Origin of the sequence: Paenochrobactrum pullorum (assembly GCF_041929845.1) — a bacterium.
GTDB lineage: Bacteria > Pseudomonadota > Alphaproteobacteria > Rhizobiales > Rhizobiaceae > Paenochrobactrum > Paenochrobactrum pullorum.
Map to the genome: position 1 here is coordinate 23250 of NZ_JBHEEH010000014.1, position 21310 is coordinate 44559.

At 48.5% G+C, this 21310-nt stretch carries 17 protein-coding genes and 1 riboswitch; of the genes, 10 read left to right on the top strand and 7 right to left on the bottom strand.

Features of this window, described 5'->3' with window-relative positions:
• Positions 1 to 67 precede the first annotated feature (67 nt).
• Positions 68 to 1933, bottom strand: coding sequence for a TonB-dependent receptor plug domain-containing protein (locus JNC77_RS14665; protein WP_374833810.1), 1866 nt, complete (start codon positions 1931 to 1933; stop codon positions 68 to 70).
• A 153-nt stretch (positions 1934 to 2086) separates the two neighbouring features.
• Positions 2087 to 2334: riboswitch (cobalamin riboswitch) on the bottom strand.
• A gap of 164 nt (positions 2335 to 2498) precedes the next feature.
• Between JNC77_RS14665 and JNC77_RS14670 the strand changes: the two genes are divergently transcribed.
• The 3 genes from JNC77_RS14670 (at position 2499) to ade (ending at position 7211) form a co-directional block, all read left to right on the top strand.
• Positions 2499 to 4136: an MFS transporter gene (locus JNC77_RS14670; protein ID WP_374833812.1), complete on the top strand. Its 1638-nt coding sequence runs from the start codon at positions 2499 to 2501 to the stop codon at positions 4134 to 4136.
• Between the two features lie 3 nt (positions 4137 to 4139).
• The gene (locus JNC77_RS14675; RefSeq protein ID WP_374833814.1) at positions 4140 to 5441 is read left to right on the top strand and encodes an amidase; all 1302 of its coding nucleotides are present in this window, start codon (positions 4140 to 4142) and stop codon (positions 5439 to 5441) included.
• Positions 5442 to 5519: 78 nt separating this feature from the next.
• The gene (gene ade / locus JNC77_RS14680) at positions 5520 to 7211 is read left to right on the top strand and encodes an adenine deaminase (protein ID WP_374833816.1); all 1692 of its coding nucleotides are present in this window, start codon (positions 5520 to 5522) and stop codon (positions 7209 to 7211) included.
• Positions 7212 to 7230: 19 nt separating this feature from the next.
• Here ade and JNC77_RS14685 read toward each other — a convergent pair whose 3' ends face one another.
• Positions 7231 to 8661 (bottom strand): cryptochrome/photolyase family protein, encoded by a 1431-nt coding sequence (locus JNC77_RS14685; protein ID WP_374833818.1) that lies wholly within the window; start codon positions 8659 to 8661, stop codon positions 7231 to 7233.
• 190 nt (positions 8662 to 8851) lie between these two features.
• On the opposite strand from JNC77_RS14685, the gene JNC77_RS14690 reads away from it, so the two are divergent.
• The 7 genes from JNC77_RS14690 (at position 8852) to JNC77_RS14720 (ending at position 15969) form a co-directional block, all read left to right on the top strand.
• Positions 8852 to 9928: an ABC transporter ATP-binding protein gene (locus JNC77_RS14690; RefSeq protein ID WP_374833820.1), complete on the top strand. Its 1077-nt coding sequence runs from the start codon at positions 8852 to 8854 to the stop codon at positions 9926 to 9928.
• 26 nt (positions 9929 to 9954) lie between these two features.
• Positions 9955 to 10920, top strand: coding sequence for an ABC transporter substrate-binding protein (locus tag JNC77_RS14695; protein ID WP_374833822.1), 966 nt, complete (start codon positions 9955 to 9957; stop codon positions 10918 to 10920).
• Positions 10921 to 10928: 8 nt separating this feature from the next.
• Positions 10929 to 12653, top strand: a complete 1725-nt coding sequence (locus JNC77_RS14700; protein ID WP_374833824.1) for an ABC transporter permease — start codon at positions 10929 to 10931, stop codon at positions 12651 to 12653.
• Positions 12641 to 13720, top strand: a complete 1080-nt coding sequence (locus tag JNC77_RS14705) for an MBL fold metallo-hydrolase (RefSeq protein ID WP_374833826.1) — start codon at positions 12641 to 12643, stop codon at positions 13718 to 13720. The genes JNC77_RS14700 and JNC77_RS14705 overlap by 13 nt, the downstream gene beginning before the upstream one ends.
• A 25-nt stretch (positions 13721 to 13745) precedes the next feature.
• Entirely contained in the window at positions 13746 to 14333 is a 588-nt protein-coding gene (locus JNC77_RS14710; protein WP_374833828.1) for a dual specificity protein phosphatase family protein, read from the top strand.
• A gap of 133 nt (positions 14334 to 14466) precedes the next feature.
• Positions 14467 to 15363, top strand: a complete 897-nt coding sequence (locus JNC77_RS14715) for a bestrophin family protein (protein ID WP_374833830.1) — start codon at positions 14467 to 14469, stop codon at positions 15361 to 15363.
• 162 nt (positions 15364 to 15525) lie between these two features.
• Complete coding sequence (locus JNC77_RS14720; RefSeq protein ID WP_374833832.1) at positions 15526 to 15969, top strand: PACE efflux transporter; 444 nt, start codon at positions 15526 to 15528, stop codon at positions 15967 to 15969.
• On the opposite strand, the gene JNC77_RS14725 is transcribed toward JNC77_RS14720, so the two are convergent.
• The 5 genes from JNC77_RS14725 to JNC77_RS14745 all read right to left on the bottom strand — a co-directional run bounded on the left by JNC77_RS14725 (position 15966) and on the right by JNC77_RS14745 (position 21299).
• Positions 15966 to 16772, bottom strand: a complete 807-nt coding sequence (locus tag JNC77_RS14725) for a hormone-sensitive lipase (RefSeq protein WP_374833834.1) — start codon at positions 16770 to 16772, stop codon at positions 15966 to 15968. The genes JNC77_RS14720 and JNC77_RS14725 overlap by 4 nt on opposite strands.
• Before the next feature lie 40 nt (positions 16773 to 16812).
• Positions 16813 to 17643, bottom strand: a complete 831-nt coding sequence (gene kynA, locus JNC77_RS14730) for a tryptophan 2,3-dioxygenase (RefSeq protein WP_374833836.1) — start codon at positions 17641 to 17643, stop codon at positions 16813 to 16815.
• Positions 17644 to 17823: 180 nt separating this feature from the next.
• Positions 17824 to 18615 (bottom strand): AttM family quorum-quenching N-acyl homoserine lactonase, encoded by a 792-nt coding sequence (gene attM, locus JNC77_RS14735; protein ID WP_374833838.1) that lies wholly within the window; start codon positions 18613 to 18615, stop codon positions 17824 to 17826.
• 45 nt (positions 18616 to 18660) lie between these two features.
• Positions 18661 to 19821 carry an iron-containing alcohol dehydrogenase gene (locus JNC77_RS14740; protein ID WP_374833840.1) on the bottom strand — a complete coding sequence of 387 codons (1161 nt, stop codon included), beginning with the start codon at positions 19819 to 19821 and terminating at the stop codon, positions 18661 to 18663.
• Positions 19822 to 19847: 26 nt separating this feature from the next.
• Complete coding sequence (locus JNC77_RS14745; RefSeq protein WP_374833842.1) at positions 19848 to 21299, bottom strand: NAD-dependent succinate-semialdehyde dehydrogenase; 1452 nt, start codon at positions 21297 to 21299, stop codon at positions 19848 to 19850.
• Positions 21300 to 21310: the final 11 nt, after the last annotated feature.

The following is a 21310-nucleotide window of genomic DNA, read 5'->3' on the forward strand; positions in this document are numbered from 1 at the left end:
ATATATGAAAGTACAATGCGCAAATTACGATGTCTTTCTGCACTTTTCATTAAAACTCAGAACCGAATTAGAACGAACGGCTATAGCCCAAGCTCATAGTTCTGCCCGGCATACGGAAACCGACCGCCGTCTCATATTCTTTATCAAAGATATTCTCGACAGAGAACTTAATCTGTGACTGCGGATCAAAAGCATAAAATGCTACAAAATCCGCGGTGATATAGCTATCAAGTTTTTTCTTATTCGCCTCATCCGCATAACGGGAAGAGCCATAAAGAACGCGCGCTGTTAAATCCAATTTTTCATCTGGATGATAGCTAATCTCACCGCTTGCTTTAAACCGGTCGGCATTAATCAAATAACGACCACTAGAGCCACCACTTTTATTAAGAGGCTCCCGCAAATCAACGCTCGCTTTGAAAGCCCAGACATCATTAAATTGATGCTGCACGGCCGCTTCTACACCACGGATGCGAGCCTTTTCTACATTTTTTGGTGTCATGCCAACCCAAATAATCTGATCCTCAATATCATTTTGATAAAGAGCGATATCAAAATGCGTTTGCTGAGCCATCTGCCAGTTGAAACCAACTTCAAAAGAGCCGGACGTTTCAGGTTTCAGGTCAGGATTACCATAAGAAGGGTAATAAAGATCATTAAAGGTCGGCACACGGAAACCTGTGGCATAAGAAGTGCGCAAGACGAAGTCCTGCACAACTTCATAACTGGCTCCTATATTATAAGTGACCTTATTCCCAAATTGCTGATTGTGATCATAGCGCAGCCCCGCATCAATAAGAATATCTGCATAATCAATCGAATATTGAGCAAACAAAGCGCTTAAATCGCGACTGGACTTTTCATACTCAACATCGCCGACTTTCTCACGATAAAATTCACCACCAACGACAATGATCTGCTGGGTTTTATCCGTGTTAAACGCCTTCTGTGTTGAAGCAAAAATGCCGTAACGCTGGGTTTTAAATGTATCGCCTTTTTTGGAAGCACGAAATTGTCTCGATTGATCTAAAGAACTGGTCACTTCGATGGTTGAAAACCAATCATCGCTATGATCAATTCGCGCGCCAAAGCGACCGGAAAAATTATGCGTGTCAGCACTATCAAATGCTGTATTGCTTGTACCATCATAATGGTTGCGGCCGCGGGTATAAAGCCCGTCCATATAGACCCGCCCCCATTCGACATCCTTGGCCAATGAAAGGTTTAAGCTGCCTTGCAGAAAACCATCGCGATCATTCTCTATCGGAGATGTCGTGAAATCATAACCTTGCGTACCCAGAATGCTGGCACCCAGACCATATTCAATACCGTTTGTCGATTTGCCGGAAATATTACCGGAAGCAAAACCGCCCCACGGATGGGTCACGCCTGTCGTCCATGAGCCGCAATAGGCCTTGCCATTTTCGCAAGCGCCACCCTGCTTGGTAATAATATTAATAATTCCACCCATCGCATCCGCACCATATTGTGCCGAATGCCCGCCTTTGGCGATTTCAATCCGCGCAATGGATGACAGCGGAATGCTGGACAGGTTGGGTGTACCGGATGTTGCCGATCCCATACGCACGCCATTAACAAGTACAAGTGTCTGACTTGATGAAAAGCCACGCAAGGACACCCCCGATGATGAACCCTGTCCGCCATTTGCGATCATGGTCACGCCAGTATAAGTTTTCAGCAATGATTGCAGGTCAGGTGCGGCTGATTGCTCGATCTCCTTTTCATCAATCACTGTCACCGACGAAGTGGAACGCTCCAACGCGCTGGCACGGCGCAATGGTGTGGTGACCGTAATAGTTTTCAGTACAATTTCATTGTTTTCGCTTCCAATGCTTTGTGCTTGTGCAGCAAATGAAAACAACACCAATGCTCCGGTAGCGACACCGCCGAGCAAAACAATTTTTCTAAACATTCACTCTCCCCAACAAGGTTTGCAACAGGCCATTAATGACCATTAAATAACCAAACCGCTTGTCGGGAAATGAAACATCATCCGGACGCACGGCAACATTTGTTCAATGTCACCGCCACGGACGACCGCGCATGGACACACCCCGTATCCGTGCATGGGTGACCGAAAAAGGCAGGTCTCCTGACTTCCGGGTCTTCGCTTCTCTTTCACCTTCCCAATGATTAAAAACCATCAGTGGTTTGAAATGCTTGGCTATCTGCATTTCTCGAAAAATCACTCACCGGTTACAGTTGCGGGGGCAGTCACGGAATAAGACTTAAAATCGCAAGATTTAAAAGGTCGGCACCATGTTCCCTTTTCATCTGCTCATCACAAGCAGAACCTCTTCCACTATCGGACGTAGCAAGCATCGCCAACAAAGACAACTCTTATAATTTAACTAAAAATAAACCATATTGCCGACCTTTTAAAACAGTCTTCAAACATATTACCGCTTGCCGCTTGCCGCTTGTCGCAAACTCACCTATTCCTTATAAAACCGCGCATGAAAGAGGAGGCACCAGCCGTGCCGCAAAGAGCTTCGCCCCTTGCTCCGTTCCAGCATAAAACCTTTCGGGCCCTTTGGTCTGCAACGCTGGTTTCCAATCTTGGCGGACTTATTCAGGCAGTCGGTGCCGGTTGGATGATGACAACCATTGCAACTTCCCAGGATATGGTTGCTTTGGTGCAAGCCTCCACTACGTTGCCGGTCATGGTGTTTTCTCTTGCAGCCGGCGCGCTGGCCGACAATTACGACCGCCGCCGCATTATGCTCACCGCACAATCCATGATGCTGCTGGTATCGCTTGCTCTGGCAGTCTTTGCTTATTTCAACCTTCTCACACCTTGGCTATTGTTAAGCTTTACCTTTCTAATCGGCTGCGGCGGTGCGCTGCACAACCCGTCATGGCAAGCTTCCATGGGAGATATTGTCCCGCGAGAAGATCTACCTGCCGCAGTTGCGCTCAACAGCATGGGTTTCAATCTGATGCGCAGCGTGGGGCCTGCCATTGGTGGTTTGATTGTTGCAGCTGCGGGTGCTGCAATGGCATTCATTTTCAATGCCTTCAGCTATATCGCATTGCTGGTTGCGCTGTTTAAATGGCAGCCGCCAAAATCGCAAAACACGTTACCACGCGAATCTTTTGGTCGCGCTATTGCCGCCGGTCTTCGCTATGTATCGATGTCGCCCAACCTTTTGAAGGTCATGTTTCGCGGCTTTTTGTTCGGCTTTTCCGGCATTGCCATTCTTGCACTTTTGCCAATTGTTGCGCGTGATCTGGTAGCAGGTAATGCGCTCACCTATGGTATGATGCTCGGAGCTTTTGGTCTGGGTGCTATTGGCGGCGCAATGCTGAGTGCACGTTTGCGCGAAGTCATGAGCAATGAATGGATCGTGCGCCTTGCTTTTTTGATGTTCGCGGGAAGTTGTATCTTTTTAGGGTTAAGCACCCAATTTTGGCTCAGCTGGTTGTTATTGCTGCCTGCAGGTGTCGCTTGGGTGCTGGCACTCTCGCTTTTCAATGTCACTGTGCAGCTTTCCACGCCGCGTTGGGTCGTTGGCCGTGCACTGGCATTATATCAAACTGCAACTTTCGGAGGCATGGCGACTGGCAGCTGGGTTTGGGGTTCTATCGCTGAATCGCAAGGTGTCGATTTGTCACTTATCATTGCCGGTATTGTGCTCATCGGCGGCGCGGCTATCGGCCTGATGTTCAAATTACCTGAGTTTGATGCGCTCAACCTTGATCCGGTCAATCGTTTCAACGAACCGGAACTGAAACTCGATATTCGCTCGCGCAGCGGCCCGATCATGATAATGATTGATTATAAAATCGATCAGGATGACGTAAACCAGTTTTTGAGTTTAATGGCAGATCGTCGCCGTGTGCGCATCCGCGATGGTGCGCAACAATGGGCATTATTGCGAGATCTGGAACAGCCGGAAACATGGACCGAAAGCTACCATGTGCCCACATGGGTTGAATATGTTCGCCACAACCAACGCCGGACGCAAGCCGATGCCGAAATATGGACACGCTTGAAAGCTCTCCATCGCGGTGAAAAACCACCTTTCGTGCATCGCATGATCGAGCGACAAACAGTATCATTGCATGATGATATGCCATTGAAGCCGCATACCGATGACCATACAATTGTGTAAGCTATGGTTGAGCAAAATATTACGCATAAACTAGAAGAAATTTTGCACAGGCTGGAACAAAGACGCGATTGCGAGCGTGTCTTTAGCCGCATCTATGCTGAAACTGCATTAGCAGCAGCTAACGAGGCAGATGAGCGTCATCGCAATGGCCAAAGTTTAAGCCCGCTTGATGGCCGTATTATCTCGGTCAAAGACCTGTTTGATGTCAAAGGTGAACCAACCCTTGCAGGTTCGCTCATTCGCAAAACCAGTGCCCCTGCCCGAAAAGATGCGGTGATTGTAGAACGCTTGCGTCAAGCCGGTGCCATTATCATCGGCAAAACCCATATGACAGAATTCGCCTTCACTGCTGTCGGTTTTAATCCGCATTATGGTGTGCCGGAAAATGCCATTATCAAAGGTGCCATTCCCGGTGGCTCGTCCTCAGGCGCAGCCGTATCGGTTGCAGAAGGCACCAGCGAAATTGCAATCGGCTCGGACACCGGCGGCAGCATCCGCATACCGGCCGCGCTCAATGGTCTTGTCGGCTTTAAACCCACCGCTAGCTGGATACCACATGAGGGTGTTTTTCCTTTAGCACCGACATTGGATTCCATCGGTCCTTTAGCAAAAAATGTTACGGACTGCATTATAACTGATGCGATCATGGCGGATGATGCGCCACCTTTGTCACAAGCACATTCATTAAAAAACTTGCGCGTCGCGGTTCCCGACGGGCACCTGCTGGCACTGACTGAACCAGATATTCTGGCGCGCTTCCACAATGTTTTAGACTTACTGAAACAGCATGGCGCACACATAATATCATTCAACATTGATGATCTCATCGATGATATGGCACATATCACCCGCATTGGTTCGATTGCCGGTATTGAGGCCAGTCATGTTCATCGTGACTGGTTGCAAGATGATAATGCGCCTGTCGGCCAAGATTTGGCGCGCACATTACGCAAGCGCAGCCTGATTTCTAACGAGACTTACCAGCAGCAACTCTTTGAACGCCAGCAACTCGCGCGCCTGATGGATGCGCGTTTGAGCAATTATGACCTGATGGTCACGCCAACATGTCCGATCTTTGCAGCCCCTATTGCTGATCTTATCCATAACCGTGATGAATATAATCGTGTGGAAGCATTGTTGTTGCGCAACAACCAAATTGCCAATCAATTTGATCTCTGCGCGATCACATTGCCAATGATAAAAGCGCCAAAACCCGCAGGTTTTATGGCGTTTGCCCGCAACGGTCACGATCATAAATTACTAGCGATCAGCATGACACTCGAACAGATTTTTGAAGAACTTTAAAACATCTGCCTACTTGCCAGATTTGTGTGTTAGCGTTACCCCCTAAAGCCATGCGCATAAAGGCTATGAGGTAACAAGATGCTGGAAAAAATAATTGATCAGGGTGCCGGTCGTGAACAAGCCGACTTGGTACTGAAGGGCGGCAAGTTCTTCAATCTTGTAACCGGTGAAATTGTCGAAAGCGACATTGCTATTTGTGGTGATCGTATTGTCGGCACTTACGGCACCTATAGCGGCAAACGCGAAATTGATATTAGCGGCCGCATTGTGGTGCCCGGCTTTATCGACACCCATTTGCATATTGAATCCTCCCTCATTACGCCGCATGAATTTGATCGTTGCGTGCTGCCGCGCGGTGTGACCACCGCCATTTGCGATCCGCATGAAATCGCTAATGTACTGGGGCTCGAAGGTATTCAATATTTTCTCGACAGCGTTGCCGAAACCTTGATGGATATCCGTGTGCAGCTTTCAAGCTGCGTGCCATCCACCCATATGGAAACGGCAGGCGCTGAACTTCTTGTCGATGATCTTCTGCCATTGGCCGACCATGAAAAGGTCATCGGCCTTGCAGAATTCATGAATTTTCCAGGTGTTTTGAACAAAGACCCGGAATGTATGGCAAAGCTCACCGCCTTTCAGGGGCGCCATATTGACGGTCACGCGCCACTCTTATTGGGCAAAGATTTAAACGGCTATATTGCTGCCGGCATCCGCACCGAGCATGAAGCTACATCTTACGAAGAAGCGCTCGAAAAACTGCGAAAAGGCATGCATGTGCTGGTGCGTGAAGGCTCGGTTTCACGTGATCTGCAAGCCTTGATGCCGCTCATTACCGAGCGCAATTCGCCTTTCATCGCTATTTGTACCGATGACCGCAACCCGCTCGACATTGCCGATCATGGCCATCTCGACCACATCATCCGCACTGCAATTAATGGCGGTGTTGAACCCTTAGCGATTTATCGTGCTGCCAGTATTTCTGCCGCGCGCGCCTTCCGCTTGTATGATCGCGGCCTCGTCGCGCCGGGTTTGCGTGCCGATCTGGTAGTGCTGGATTCATTGGAGGGCTGCCACGCCCAAATGGTGCTGGCAGGCGGTGAAGTGGTCAGCGAAGAAGGCTTCGCCAAACGCAAAAAGATCGAGCCGGTTGGCCGCAACAGTGTGCGTGCCCCTGTGGTCAAGCCTGCCGATTTCCGCTCTTCATCCAATAGCGGCAAAACCCGTGCCATCGGTATTATTCCGGGCAAAATTATCACAAAGAGCATAGAATATGACCTGAATGTCGGGCCTCATGGCGTCGAGCCGAATTTGGCGCGTGACGTTTTGAAAATCGCAGTGGTGGAACGCCACGGCAAAAATGGCAATATCGCCACAGGTTTCATCAATGGTTTTGGCCTCAAAACTGGTGCCATTGCTTCAACCGTCAGCCATGATAGCCATAATATTTGCGTGGTCGGCACCAATGATGAAGATATTGCTGCCGCTATTAATCGCCTTGGCGAAATTGAAGGCGGCTTTGTTGTCATCCGTGATGGTCGCGTGCTGGCAGAGATTCCGCTTCCTGTGGCAGGCTTGATGAGCCTGGAGCCGCATGAAGTGGTGCGTGAAGATTTGCGCAAACTGCGTCAGGCCGCTTTTGATATTGGCTCACAACTGGATGAACCCTTCCTGCAACTGGCCTTTATCGCTCTTCCGGTTATCCCGCATCTGAAAATCACCGATATGGGATTGGTCGATGTCGACAAGTTTGAATTTGTCGGCAATTAATGAAATTGGATCAGCCGGATTAAAATAAATCCGGTTGACTCAAATCTTTCTTCATCGCTTGTTTGAAGGCCGCTTGTGTTGCTTTCAGATTGACCATGGCCTGCGGATAGGTTTGCCCTAAAACCACCCCCGCGTCAGATAAAACCCCTTGCGGCGCATCTGATGGCTGATGAATCCAGCGATCAGGCATTGCTGCTAATTCCGGCACCCATTGGCGCACATAGTCCCCTTGCACATCAAAGCGCTGGCCTTGTAAAACCGGATTGAACACTCGGAAATAAGGCGCTGCATCAAAGCCGCATCCAGCCACCCACTGCCAATTGCCCGGATTGCTGGCAGTGTCGGCATCAATCAATGTGTCCCAAAACCATTCTTCACCGATGCGCCAATCCACCATCAAATTTTTGGTCAGGAAAGATGCCACCAACATACGCACACGATTATGCATATAGCCGCTCGCCCATAATTCACGCATACCAGCATCGATCATCGGAATGCCCGTTTGCCCCTTTTGCCATCGTTGGATTTGTGCATCATCATTTTTCCAATGCAAATTTTGCAATGTATCGCGCATGTCAAAGCGTGCGATATCGGGCAAATAAAATGCCTGATAATAATGAAAATCACGCCACAACAATTCCGACATCAGCTTCTGCGTGCCTTCCGCCAAGGCATCATTCATATCGCTGATAAAGGCTGCCTTTTGCCAAATCTGGCGCGGGCTGATTTCGCCAAAACGCAAATGCGGTGATAAAAGCGACGTGCCTTGCTTGTCCGGACGGTCACGATCCTGCTTATAAGCTTGAAGACTGTCGTTTAAAAAATCATCCAGTTTTTGCTGGGCGGCACTTTCGCCAATCTCCCATAGAGATTCAAATTTCTGCCCCCAAAAATCTTTACTTCTACTTTGATTAGTCAATGATGAAGGAGAAACATTAATTCCGCTCTCCGTTTCAGGAAAGCCTGTTGTGCCGAGTATTTTTCGCACCGCGCGCTCATAAGCGCCAAAAACTTTATAAGGGCTTTCGTCCGCAGACCTAACCTGCCAAGGCTCCAATAATAAATTGCCTTGAAAAGATGCGGCCTCAATACCAACCTTGTGCAAATCTGATTTTACACGCGCATCATAATCGCGCTCATAGGGTAAATAGCGTCGGTTCCAATAAACTCTGTCAAAACCTTGCTTTATGACCAGCAAATTTAAAATATCTGCTGCATTACCCTCCTCAACAATCAAAGGAATCTGAGCAGCGTTCAGTGCAATTTCCAGCTTTTGTAAGCTGTTTTCAAGCCACCAACGGGATGCAGCGCCTAGTTTTCGTGAGCCACCATCCATTTCATGAATAAATATGGCGGTGATATCGGCCTTAGAGGCTATTGCCGAAGCAAGTGCCGGATTATCATTGAGACGCAAATCATTACGCAACCAAATCAATATCTTATTGCTCATCTCCTTACCCACAATGCATAAGTTACATCTGTCTTTTTAGCATTCTTTTTTATCTTTATTGCCACCAAAATTTAAAATTTCTTTCCATTCACAGTCATCGTTATCTGCCTGTCATAAATATGCGCGATTAAAGCGCTGTCGCACACGAGTGCAGACTTGATGTTTTGATGCAAGTGAAATGACAAGCTGAATGTCCGAAATCGTAATCCAGAACCTAAACAAGTCCTATGGTGGTGCTTCGGTTCTTTCCAATATTTGTCTGGCCATTGGTGACGGCGAGTTTGTTGCCGTGCTTGGACCTTCCGGCTGCGGTAAAACAACTTTATTACGCATGATTGCGGGTTTTGAACAGCCGGACAGCGGCACTATTCATATTGATGGCAAGGCTGTCACCTCGGACAAAAAATTCGTTCCCCCTGAAGATCGCAATCTCGGCATTGTCTTTCAAAATTACGCGCTCTGGCCTCATATGAATGTTGCTGAAAACGTCGGCTACAGCCTAAAAGTGCGTAAGACCCCGGCGGTTGAACGCACGCAGCGCGTCAATACAGCACTCAAAACAGTTGAAATGCTTGCCTTTGCCCATCGCAAGCCGGCCGATCTTTCCGGCGGTCAACGTCAGCGCGTAGCGCTTGCGCGATGCTTGGCTCAAGGCAATAATCTTGTTTTGCTGGATGAGCCGCTCGCCAATCTGGACGTGAATTTGCGCTCTGCAATGGAAGATGAATTCTCCAAATTCCATCGCTCCACAGGCGCCTCGTTATTTTACATCACCCATGATCAGGCTGAAGCTATGGCACTCGCCGACCGTGTCGCGGTGATGAATAAGGGCACCATCATGCAGTTTTCGACGCCGTATGAACTTTATAATGAGCCGCGCAACACGATGGTTGCCGAATTTATCGGCGATGGTTTCACGCTCAATACCGGTCATGTCAGCGCCGTCAACAATGGCAAAGCAATCGTCAAAATCGAAGGTTTTGATGTGGAAGTGCGCTGTCACAAAAATGAACAGCCACGCTCATCCGGCGTAATTGCCATGCACCCGGAAAACCTCAAACCAGCACCGGAAAACCAAGGCCATATCCGCGTAAAAATCACCCGCAAAGTGTTTCGCGGCAGCCATTACCGCATGGAAGCAGAAGCCATCCGCTTCCCCGGCGTCAAGCTTGCTTTCCATGTCGATCAGCTAACCGATCTTGAAACAGGCCAGACCATCTCGCTCCTGATCGATGATGCCTGGCTTATACCCGTCTCCCAAGCATAAACCCCACAGTCAAAAAGGCTTATCTCATGCGTCTTATAACTGCTCTTACTGCCGCGCTTCTTCTCTCAACGGCTGCCAATGCAACCACATTGCAGCTTTACACATCGCAATCTCCTGAAATTGCTCAAGCGACCGTTGATGCGTTTCAGGCTCAATATCCTGACATCAAAGTGGAGTGGATGCGCAACGGCACCAGCCAATTGATGAACATTTTGCAGGCTGAAATTGAAGCAGGCGCGATCAAACCGGATCTGCTGCTTGTAGCTGACACCATCAATCTCGGTGCTTTGAAAAAAGACGACCGTCTGCTTGCTTATCCTGAAGCACCTGTCGGTGATTTTGACAAAGCAACCTATGACAAAGACATGACCTTTTTCGGCACCAAGGTGATCACCACTGCGATTGCCTACAACACCAAAAATGCCGAAGCTGTGACCTCTTGGAACCAGCTGCTTAATGAAAAGAACACCGGTCAGATTGCAGTCCCAAGCCCGCTTTATTCGGGTGCTGCACTCAACCATCTGCATTCGGTTAAAAATGTCGACACGATCGGCTGGGATTTCTACAAAGGTCTTGCCAAGCTCGACATTCACCCTGAAGGCGGCAATGGCCCGGCATTGAAGGCTGTTGCCAACGGCATGGCAAAATACGGCATCATCGCCGATGCTGATGTTATCCGTGCCAAGGCAAGCGGCTCGCCGCTCGACATCATTTTCCCGACAGAAGGTGTGAGCTTCATCACCGAACCGGTTGCGATCATGAAAAACACCAAAAACGCCGATGCTGCCAAGAAGTTTGTTGACTTCGTGCTGTCCAAACAGGGTCAAGAACTGGTGATCAAGCAGGGTAACATGTCGATCGATAAATCCTTGCCGTCACCGGAAGGCTTCCCACGTCTGGAAGACATCAAACTCCTGCCAATGGATAGCGATGAAGCAGTCGCTTCCGACAAACAGACCCGTGAAACTTTCACTGAAATCTTCGGCGGATAAGCAGTTACGTGAAATACATATCTTCAAACTTGGAGCGTCGCTTTGCGACGCTCTCTTTTAAAACCGAGTGGGTTATTCTCGCTCTGTTAACCCTGCTGATTGCGAGCCTTTCCATCGCACCGGTTGCCCGTCTTGCAATGACGGCTCTAATGCCGGAAGGTCAATTCAGCTTGAGCTGGGTCTATAGTGTTTTGGCGAAGAAACAAATTTTCACCGCCACACTCAACACGCTTTATATTTCGGTTTTCTCCACTCTTTTGGCGCTCCTCATCGGCTCAGCCGCTGGTTTTTTGACGATTTTCACCAAGATGCGATGGAAACAGGCGTGGATTTTTGCCTTTGTACTACCTTTAATGATCCCGCCTCAGGTGACGGCATTGGCTTGGGTGCAGGCACTTTCGCCCACCAGCCCGCTTTTGTCTTATCTGCCGTTTACATTGAGCGGTGGCACCAAACATCCGCTTTATTCGTCCACCGGCATTATTATTCTGCTGGGTCTATATAATGCGCCACTGGTATATTTGACATTACGCGCCACATTGCGCCGTATTCCAGCTGATCTGATGGAAGCTGCACGCGCATCTGGCGCTAAACCTTGGGTGACTATGCTCAGCGTTGTATTGCCATTATCACGCACCGGTTTGCTGGCAGGTGCAGCTCTGGCCTTTGTTTCGGCCATCGGCAATTTTGGCATTCAGGCGATGCTCGGCATTCCGGCCAGATTTCCAACCCTGATTACCATCATCTATCAAAGATTAAACAGTTATGGCCCGACAGCCCTGTCGGAAATGGCAGTGATTGCGCTTTTCCTCACCATTATTGCCAGTCTTTGCCTGATCTTAAACAGCTGGCTTGCCAATCGCAGTGATGTGCGTGTTTCCGGTCTCGGTCAAAACATGGTCTGGGATTTGGGCAAATGGAAATATCCGGTTGAAATCATCGCATGGGGCTTTCACCTTATCACGTTGGTCTTGCCGATTTCCGCACTCATCGCTTCATCCTTGGTGCGCGGTGTGGGGCAGGAATTGAACTTCAACAATCTCACTTTTGAAAATTATCGTCAGGCGCTTTTCGCGCAAGAAGCCATTCGCAATGCTTTCATCACCAGCTTCAACCTGACACTCGCCTCTTCAGCCGTCATCATGGTGCTGTCGCTGTTTTTGGCATACTTCCTCAGTTGGCAAAAAGGTTTGCTGTCACGAATTTTGCAGGTAGCCAGCGAACTGACCTATGCACTGCCTGGCATTATTCTGGGAGTGGCGATGATCTTGTTTTTCCTCAAACCTATCCCGATCCTCAATATCAGTATCTACGGTTCGGTCTGGATTATTTTCGTCGCCTATATTTCCAACTTTTTGGCGCTTTGCTTGCGCCCAGCATTAAGTGGATTTGCGCAAGTCGATCGCTCCATGGATGAGGCCGCACGCGTTGCTGGCGCTGGGTTTCTTACCCGTATGCGCACCATAATCGCGCCATTGGTAGCACCAGCCCTTGTCGCTGGCGGCATTCTGGTTTTCATGAGTGCGCTCAATGAGATTCAGGTCTCAATTCTGCTGGTTTCTTCTTCAACCCGCACCATCGGCCCGATGATCGTATTTTTGGAAGAAGGTGGCTCGTCTGCTTTGGCAGCAGCTGTTGGCTGCCTGATCGTCATGATCATCTTCCTGCTGATGGCTTTCATTTCTCTCTTCTCGCATAAACTGCCAAAAGGTGCGCTTCCATGGCAAAATTAATCAATGTCAGTGGCCTTGGCGGCAAAATGCCAGCCTGTTTTGTGCTGGAAATGCACGGCAAACGCATTATGCTCGACCTCGGAGAAGGCCCTGAACAGGGCATCTATCCAGATTTGAGCCATGTTGGTGATGTTGATAGTATCGTACTGTCGCATGCCCATATGGATCACGCCAATGCACTTCATTTGCGCCCGCAAATCGGCAATCCGCCGGTTTATGCCACCCGCACCACATGGAGTTTCTTAAAAGATGCGCCGGTTGCGGAGGCTAACCGGCACTACCTGCCGGATCAAGGCGAATGCCTGATTGATGGACTGACGGCACAAACCGGACGCTGCGGCCATTCACCGGGTGGCATCTGGATACATTTTCCAGATTATGGCGGCATCACTTACACCGGTGACTGGAGCGTTGAATCCAATCTTCTCCCCTTTGATATGCCGCCCGTTGCCGACACATTACTGACCGATGCCTCTTATGGTGATCGCGATCAAGCTTTGGAAGATCAATTCAATAAAATTTATGAGGCATCGCAAGATGGTGCCGTGCTTTGTGTGCCCTCCCATGGACGCGGACCTGAAATTGCGCTGGCCTTTTTAGCGCGCGGCCATATTCCGCGTCTTGGCAAAAGCATTTACGCTGAAATCGAGCAATTGCTGGAAAATGAAACGCTTTATGATGTAACGCAAAAACCGGTTCTTAAAGCACTTTTACAGCAACAGGATTATAGCACAGCTTTCAGCGCCGATGATGTTATCATCACCACCGAGGCCAATGCAGAAAGCGGCCATTCGGCTGAATTGCTGGCAGAATTTGGAGATGGTGGAAATTTCATTTTTACCGGCCATGTGCCCGATAATACACCGGCCAAAACCATGTTGACTAACGGCACCGCGCAATGGTTTGCGTGGAATGTCCATCCGCGCCAACGTGATGTTTTAGCCCTTGCCGATCAGACTCGTGCACGCTTTGTTTTACCGGCTTTTGTGCCACCAAAAAACGCACAAAAACTGTTCACAATTTTAGGCGACCGTCTATGCTGTGAACAAGAGCTAACCTTGCCTTGATACCCCCATATGAAATGAGTTGAAAATGCCTGTTACCTTATTGCCCCCCACAGGAATGAACGAAAAGGAAGAAGATAGTTTTTCCATGATCGTGCCGGTTTTTGAAAACACAGGCGCGCAGAATGCAACGCTTTATATCGGCAATCAGGTGACCGCCAATGATGCGGCACTGCTTTTACAGGAAAACATCACCTCGACCATGAATGTGGCGGTGAATGTATATTTGGCACCGTTGCAACTGGCCAATGGCACCCATATCCGCCGCACACAAGTGGGCTTGATTGATGGTCACGGCAATTCGCTCACACATTTACTCGCTGCAGTTTTTGCACTTGACGGTATTTTAAATCAGGAAAGTCCGGGCAAGGCGCATTATCCGGCGCATAAATATGGCAATGTGCTGGTGCATTGCCGTGGCGGTCGCTCACGTTCTTTGGTGGTGCTTGCGGTTTATCTTTTCTGGCGCCACCGTGATCAATTCCCAAACATTGAAACGGCAATCAGCCATATTCGAGACTTGCGCCAGATTGAAGACAATTATCCCTTGCCCGGCATGATTAAACTTGCCGAAGAGGCAAGCCAGTTTCTGGGAGTGCAATTTCGGGCCTCATAATGTATACGCCCCGGCGATCAAGCGTTTTTTTTATCCTTTATCAGGCAAATTTAAAATAAATCAATATTGAGCTTGCAAGGATCAGGGCATATGGTTCCGGCACTTCATAACTGGCATGCCTTGGAATTTTTAGATGATCATCCGCTCAAAGCCAACGTTTAAAGATATACTCTTTTCCATCAACGGCTCTATCATACCACGCATTATCTATCATCTGATTGCTATTGCTATTTTGAGTATTATCGCGGTTTTGGCGTCAAAAGAATTTCCGGGCATTTTTGAACAGATCAGCGCCATTCCTTTCACCCTCATTGGTATTGCGCTTTCGGTGTTCATGAGCTTTCGTAACAATGCCTGTTATGATCGTTGGTGGGAAGGACGTAAACTTTGGGGCGAATTAATCATTGCCTGTCGTTCGCTGGCACGCCAAACATCAAAATTGGAGCGGCAAGATAAAGAGTTTATTTATCGAAGACTCTGCGCATTTGCAGCAGGTCTTGCCGCGCATACCCGTAAAACACCGGTTGATGTTGCCATCAAACCTTGGCTTGATATTAAATTGGATCCTGAAAGCCCCAATCTGACCAATGACGTATTGGATCAGATAGGGACATATTTTACCGACCTCACAGAGGCCGGGGAAATCAGTGCAATCCATTATTCAGTGCTTGAAACACAGCTGACAAAGCTCTCAACAGTTCATGCCGGTTGTGACCGTATCATGCAAACGCCTGTTCCCTTCGCCTATTCATTGCTGTTGCATCGCACAGCACTAACCTTTTGTGTGACATTACCCTTTGCATTGGCCGGATCACTGGCATGGTGGACATTGTTGCCGGTCTTGCTGGTAGCTTATACATTCTTCGGCCTTGAGGCTCTCGGTCATCAATTGGAAGACCCATTCGGCAATGACCCGAATGCGTTGCCATTAGATACAATGCGCCGCACAATTGAGCGCGAATTATTATTTGCATTAGGTGAAAGACCGATACCGCCCCGCCTTGAGCCTGAAGGCTATATTTTGAAATAGTCTTTAGCGTGCTTCTTGTTACGCTAGCCTTGACTTGAAACATGAGGTTGCTTATTTCACTTTCAAGCAGATGGAAAACCGCGATCTGCCTTTTCTTTTTCGTGATTATGAGTGCCGGGGCGTGCCGGCTCACAGGTTAGTTATCTAGCTCAGGAGCCGACTATGTTCGTCCTATCGCCGGTTAAACGGCGCATCCTTTATGTTGCTGTTTTTGAAATTATTGCCATTGCTGCATCAACCATCTTGCTGATGTTGTTGAGTGGTACTGACGCGCAAGGATCCCTACCGATTGCCACGGTCATCTCGCTGATCGCTGTTGCGTGGAACTATACATACAACTGGCTGTTTGAAAAAATGGAAGTCAGCAGAAAAAGTGAAGGACGCAGCCTCATTTTACGTATCGGTCACGCGTTGGGCTTTGAATTCGGCCTCTTTGTCATCATTATTCCAATTTACATGGCATGGTATTCTGTCAGCTTTTGGAAAGCATTTCAGATGGAGGCAGCTCTGTTGCTGTTTTTCCTGATCTATACTTTCGTTTTCACCTATATATTCGACCTGATTTTCTCGTTGCCGAATTACAAAACACAAACAGAAGAGCACTAACCGGAAGCCAGCAATTCCCTCACCAGAGCGGATGCTGGCTTTTTTAAATTCTCCAAAATCGAATAATGATTGTGTCCAACCTCTTCGATCAATTTGATCGGCACCATCCCGTCCCAGATCATGGCAAGTAAACGTGATTGACGTATAAATTCCGGACGCTCGTTTGCCCCCACCCAGCATGTCACCGGTATAGTGGATAAAGGTCGCAACAATACAGGGCTTTGGCACTCTGCCTCAGCATCATCAAGCCGTAATTTTTCATTCAGCCTTGTCTTTTGCAACAAGCGCAAATCATGCACACCACTGATAGACATTACATTTTGAATACGGGCTAAGATGGCCTTGTCTAGCAAACTATTCTGACAGATCATCCGTGTTACCAAATGACCACCAGCTGAATGACCGACAAGTTTGATCGGCCCCGCAATCAATGCAGCCGCTTTCGTGATAGCAGAGGTAATTTCGCCAACAATTTCAAAAATTTTAGCATTTGGTGCAAGGGTATAACCCGGAATAGCGACCGTCCAGCCGTTTAAACGCATACCTTCAGCCAAATCTGTCCAATCGGATTTGGAACATTCTGTCCAAAACCCGCCATGAACAAAAACGACAAGCCCTTTGCTTGTCCCCTCAGGAAAAACCAAATCCAAAAGATTGCGCGGCGCATCACCGTAAGCAATATCAAGCTGTACAGGCATTGAAGCACGATAATCGGCTGCATTATTTGCCCAAAGCTCAGGCAAAATTTCCGAGCCCGGAATATAAGCCGAATTTGCAAATTCTTCGTTCCAATCGCGCTGCATGGTTGGTCTACTCTTTTATAAAACTGGTCGCTCAGCGTTATTAAAGCTCGGTTCTGACACGCCAAAGCTCAGGGAATAATTCCACTTCCAACATACGGCGCAAATAAGTAACCCCTGCCGTACCACCCGTTCCGCGTTTAAAGCCGATTACCCGTTCAACAGTAGTGACATGGTTAAAGCGCCAACGGCGGAAATAATCTTCAAAATCGACCAGTTTCTCAGCAACTTCATAGGCTTCCCAATATTTTGACGGATCACGATAGACCTCAGCCCAAACGTTAAGAACATCTTCGTCAAACTGCCAGACCTGTCTTAAATCACGCTGTAATACGGCTGTTGGCACATTCAAACCAATACGGGAAAGACGGCGCAAAACTTCATCATAGAGTGATGGACGCGCCAGTTCAGCTTCCAATAATTTCAACAGATCAGGCCGATGTTTATGCGGTTTAAGCATTGCCAGATTGCGGTTGCCGACTGCATATTCAATCAAACGATATTGCCATGATTGAAAGCCGGAACTTTGTCCCAGATCATCACGAAAATGGGTATATTCCGATGGTGTCATCGTGCGCAGCACATCCCATGCAGAATTAAGCTGTTCGAAAATACGAACCACACGGCTGAGCATTTTCAAAGCTTCTGATGTGCGATCCTGCGCGATCATCTGGCGCGCACCATTAACCTCATAAAGGGCAAGTTTCATCCATAACTCAGTGGTTTGATGCTGGATAATAAATAACATCTCATCATGAGCCACAGAGAGCGGATGCTGCGCAGATAAAATCTGGTCTATATGCAGATAATCGCTATAGGACATGCGCTGGCTAAAATCCATCTGCGCACCATCTTTAGAAGGATCATAAGTCATTGTTTGCTCACTATTTTTTTGATGCCGTTTATTAAAAAAACTCGTTAAGAAAGCACCATATACTCAATTTTGCTATTTACAAAAGCCGAATATTTTAAATGACCTATGCCGCAGTAACTTTAGTGAAATAAAAAGGAGGAGCCCAAGCTCCTCCCTTTATAATCAATCAAATCACAAGGCTTATGAGTAAAAATCCGGTGCCTTTTTAAAGGTGCTCCACGCATCCGGATCATGGCCTGTGACAACCATCGCGCCTGTTTTTTCAGCAACTGTGCGCAGTTTCTGGACAGATCGCACAGAATCCACTGTCGAAGACAGAAAACCCGGCAGTGAGCGCTCTTCCCAATGGTCTGTTGTATAAGCTGCATCAACTGCCAGAATAATCGGCTTGCTGTTGGGCAGGCGAATGAGAAAAGACTGGTGACCGGGTGCATGACCAGGTGTAAAAATGGTGGTCAAAGTACCATCACCATAGATATCGTAAAAATCATCATGGACACCGTTGAGGAATTCCCATTTCAGACCTTCGCGGTCAAAGTCTTTGCGGATATAACCACCCTTTGCATACCAATCCGGCGTGAAGGCATATTCATATTCCGCACGCTGCACGATATGGGTAGCATTGGGGAAACGGCCGACCGCACCGGTGTGATCCAGATGCAGATGTGACTGCAGGCAATATTTTACATCGGCCGGATCAAATCCAAGTGCCTTGACCTGATCGACACAGCCCATTTTCGGGTCAAGCACAGGCCAATAAACATCGCAGATACCTCCCCAATAGCCGCGCGGATCGGTTGCCACTTCCACCGCATTACCGCCATCAATAATGGTGTGACCATCCGGATGGGTTATCAGGTAAAAAGGCACCGGAATTTCATAATCCGCGCCATTACCTTCATTCATTTTGATATTATGCACTTTGCATTTCAGCGTGCCGGACTGAAGCATATAAAGTCTGATATCCGTCATGACTTATCCTCCGTAACAAGACGTTTAGTTAGACTATGGCCAACTTTAAAAAGCTTCTCTGTATAGTGCCAAAGCATCCTCTTCTTTGACCTCAACAGGATTATTGATCAGCAGACGTGTTTGTTTCATGGCATCGCTTGCCAGCATAGCGAGACTGTTGTCGGTGACACCCACATCACGCAGACGACGCGGCGCACCGCTTTCATCCATGAGTTTCAGCATATGTTCGACAAAAGCGTCCGAGCGTGCAATTGCATCACCTTCCCCTTTAACGCCCAACACGTTAGCCAGTTCAGCATAAAGCGGCGCGGCAGCCTTTGCATTATAACGCAAAACCGGCCCCAGCATCAGCGCATTGGAAAGACCGTGCGGCACATGATAATGCCCGCCAAGCGGATAGGCCAAAGCATGAACGGCTGCGACCGGTGAATTGGAAAAAGCCTGACCTGCAAGGGTTGCACCAAGCAGCATCGCTTCCCGTGCTGCACGGTTGGTTGGTTCTTTACATGCTGTGATGAGATTAGCACCAAGCAAACGCAGCGCTTCACGTGCCAAAGCATCCGATATCGGGTTTTTCTTGTGCTGGCCGGTATAGGCTTCAATTGCATGCACCATTGCATCAATGCCGGTGGCGGCAGTGTGCAATTGCGGCAGACCAACAGTCAGTTCTGCATCGAGCAACACATAATCAGCATAAAGCTGCGGGGAAACAACGCCCATTTTGGTGGTTTCGCCGGTAGTGATAATGGAAATATTGGTAACTTCCGAACCGGTTCCGGCCGTTGTCGGCACCAAGATCAACGGAAGGCGATCGCCTTCCACTTTGCCGATGCCATACATATCTGCTAATGACTGGTCGGAAGCCAAAAGAACGGCCACAAGCTTGGCAATATCAAGCGAGGAACCGCCACCTAAACCAATAACAATATCGGCCTTGGCTTCTTTGGCTTGTGTGACGCATTCATAAAGAACATGCTCCGGCGGATCAGCCACAACCTTGTCAAAAATAACGATCTCAAAACCGGACGCTTCAAGATTTTTGGCAATCGGCGCAATCAGGCCGGCTTTAACCAAACCTGCATCTGTGACCAGTACTGCGCGCCGTTTACCAAATCGGGCAGCAACCACTTCGCCCAAGCGCCTGGCTGCACCCCAATTTACTTCCATTGCAGGAACCGTGCGGAATTCAAATGGATTGATTATCATTTTACTCCTCCGTCATTGCCAATCGATCAAGCGACCGCCGAGCAAAAATATTTAATTTCAAGATATTCATCGATGCCGTAATGCGAGCCTTCACGGCCAAGACCGGATTGTTTAATGCCGCCAAATGGTGCCACTTCATTGGAAATCAATCCGGTATTGTGACCAACCATGCCGTATTCCAGCGCTTCCATCACCCGCCACATCCGGCTTGTATTTTCAGTGTAGAAATAAGCGGCAAGACCAAACTCGGTATCATTGGCCATTGCAATCACTTCTTCTTCGCTTTCAAAGCGGAAAAGAGGTGCCACAGGGCCAAAAGTTTCTTCACGCGCCACAGCCATTGTCTGTGTTGCACCAGTCAAAACGGTTGGCTCAAAGAAAGTGCCGCCCAATGCATGACGTTTACCGCCAGTGACAATTTTCGCACCCTTACCAACAGCATCCTGAATATGGCTTTCCACCTTGGCGATGGCATCATCGTCGATCAAAGGGCCGATCAGCACACCAGCCTTGGTGCCTTCTCCAACGGGCAAAGCCGCTACTTTTTCTGCCAATCTCGTAGCAAAGGCATCATAAATGCCCGCCTGCACATAAAGACGGTTGGAACAAACACAGGTTTGTCCGGCATTGCGATATTTAGAAGCAATGGCGCCTTCAACGGCCGCATCAATATCTGCATCGTCAAAGACGATAAAAGGTGCATTGCCGCCCAGCTCAAGCGACAGTTTTTTGATCGTCGGTGCTGATTGCGCCATTAAAATACGCCCGACTTCGGTGGAACCCGTGAAAGAAAGCTTTCTGACCACATCACTGGCCGTCAACACACCGCCAATAATACGTGCATCACCGGTGACGAACTGAAGGACACCCGCAGGAATACCAGCTTGCTCTGCCAAAACACCAAGTGCCAAAGCCGTCAAAGGGGTCTGTTCGGCTGGCTTGACAATCATAGTGCAACCAGCGGCTAAAGCAGGGGCGGCTTTGCGGGTAATCATGGCGGCCGGAAAATTCCACGGCGTAATCGCGGCACAAACACCGATCGGCTGTTTCAAAACAATGATACGTTTATCACTTGCCGGAGCCGGAATAGTCTCGCCATAAATGCGTTTTGCTTCTTCCGAAAACCATTCAACAAATGAAGCAGCATAGAGCACCTCACCTTTTGCTTCCGGCAGCGGCTTACCTTGTTCTGCCGTCATGATGGCGGCCAGATCATCTGCGTTCTCCACCATCAGATCAAACCAACGACGCAGAATTGCTGTTCTGTCTTTGGCAGCCAATGCACGCCATGAAAGCAATGCTTTTTCGGCCGCTGCAATGGCAGCATTGATATCGGATGCTTGAAGCGATGGCACTGTGCCGACGACTTCGCCATTAGCAGGATTTGTCACTGCAATAGCTTCATTGTTGCTGGCCACCCACTGGCCATCAATCAAACAGTGATCTCGCAGCAGATCCGGATTTTTCAGGTTGACCATTCTCTCCTCCG

What these genes read in the sequence shown, in the direction of transcription:
- JNC77_RS14710 (WP_374833828.1), top strand. Translation starts at nt 13,746, where the DNA reads ATGCCTGTTACCTTATTGCCCCCCACAGGAATGAACGAAAAGGAAGAA.
- JNC77_RS14685 (WP_374833818.1), bottom strand. Translation starts at nt 8,661, where the DNA reads ATGAGCAATAAGATATTGATTTGGTTGCGTAATGATTTGCGTCTCAAT.
- attM (WP_374833838.1), bottom strand. Translation starts at nt 18,615, where the DNA reads ATGACGGATATCAGACTTTATATGCTTCAGTCCGGCACGCTGAAATGC.
- JNC77_RS14745 (WP_374833842.1), bottom strand. Translation starts at nt 21,299, where the DNA reads ATGGTCAACCTGAAAAATCCGGATCTGCTGCGAGATCACTGTTTGATT.
- JNC77_RS14705 (WP_374833826.1), top strand. Translation starts at nt 12,641, where the DNA reads ATGGCAAAATTAATCAATGTCAGTGGCCTTGGCGGCAAAATGCCAGCC.
- JNC77_RS14690 (WP_374833820.1), top strand. Translation starts at nt 8,852, where the DNA reads ATGTCCGAAATCGTAATCCAGAACCTAAACAAGTCCTATGGTGGTGCT.
- JNC77_RS14725 (WP_374833834.1), bottom strand. Translation starts at nt 16,772, where the DNA reads ATGCAGCGCGATTGGAACGAAGAATTTGCAAATTCGGCTTATATTCCG.
- JNC77_RS14665 (WP_374833810.1), bottom strand. Translation starts at nt 1,933, where the DNA reads ATGTTTAGAAAAATTGTTTTGCTCGGCGGTGTCGCTACCGGAGCATTG.
- JNC77_RS14740 (WP_374833840.1), bottom strand. Translation starts at nt 19,821, where the DNA reads ATGATAATCAATCCATTTGAATTCCGCACGGTTCCTGCAATGGAAGTA.
- JNC77_RS14720 (WP_374833832.1), top strand. Translation starts at nt 15,526, where the DNA reads ATGTTCGTCCTATCGCCGGTTAAACGGCGCATCCTTTATGTTGCTGTT.
- JNC77_RS14695 (WP_374833822.1), top strand. Translation starts at nt 9,955, where the DNA reads ATGCGTCTTATAACTGCTCTTACTGCCGCGCTTCTTCTCTCAACGGCT.
- ade (WP_374833816.1), top strand. Translation starts at nt 5,520, where the DNA reads ATGCTGGAAAAAATAATTGATCAGGGTGCCGGTCGTGAACAAGCCGAC.
- JNC77_RS14675 (WP_374833814.1), top strand. Translation starts at nt 4,140, where the DNA reads ATGGTTGAGCAAAATATTACGCATAAACTAGAAGAAATTTTGCACAGG.
- JNC77_RS14715 (WP_374833830.1), top strand. Translation starts at nt 14,467, where the DNA reads ATGATCATCCGCTCAAAGCCAACGTTTAAAGATATACTCTTTTCCATC.
- kynA (WP_374833836.1), bottom strand. Translation starts at nt 17,643, where the DNA reads ATGACTTATGATCCTTCTAAAGATGGTGCGCAGATGGATTTTAGCCAG.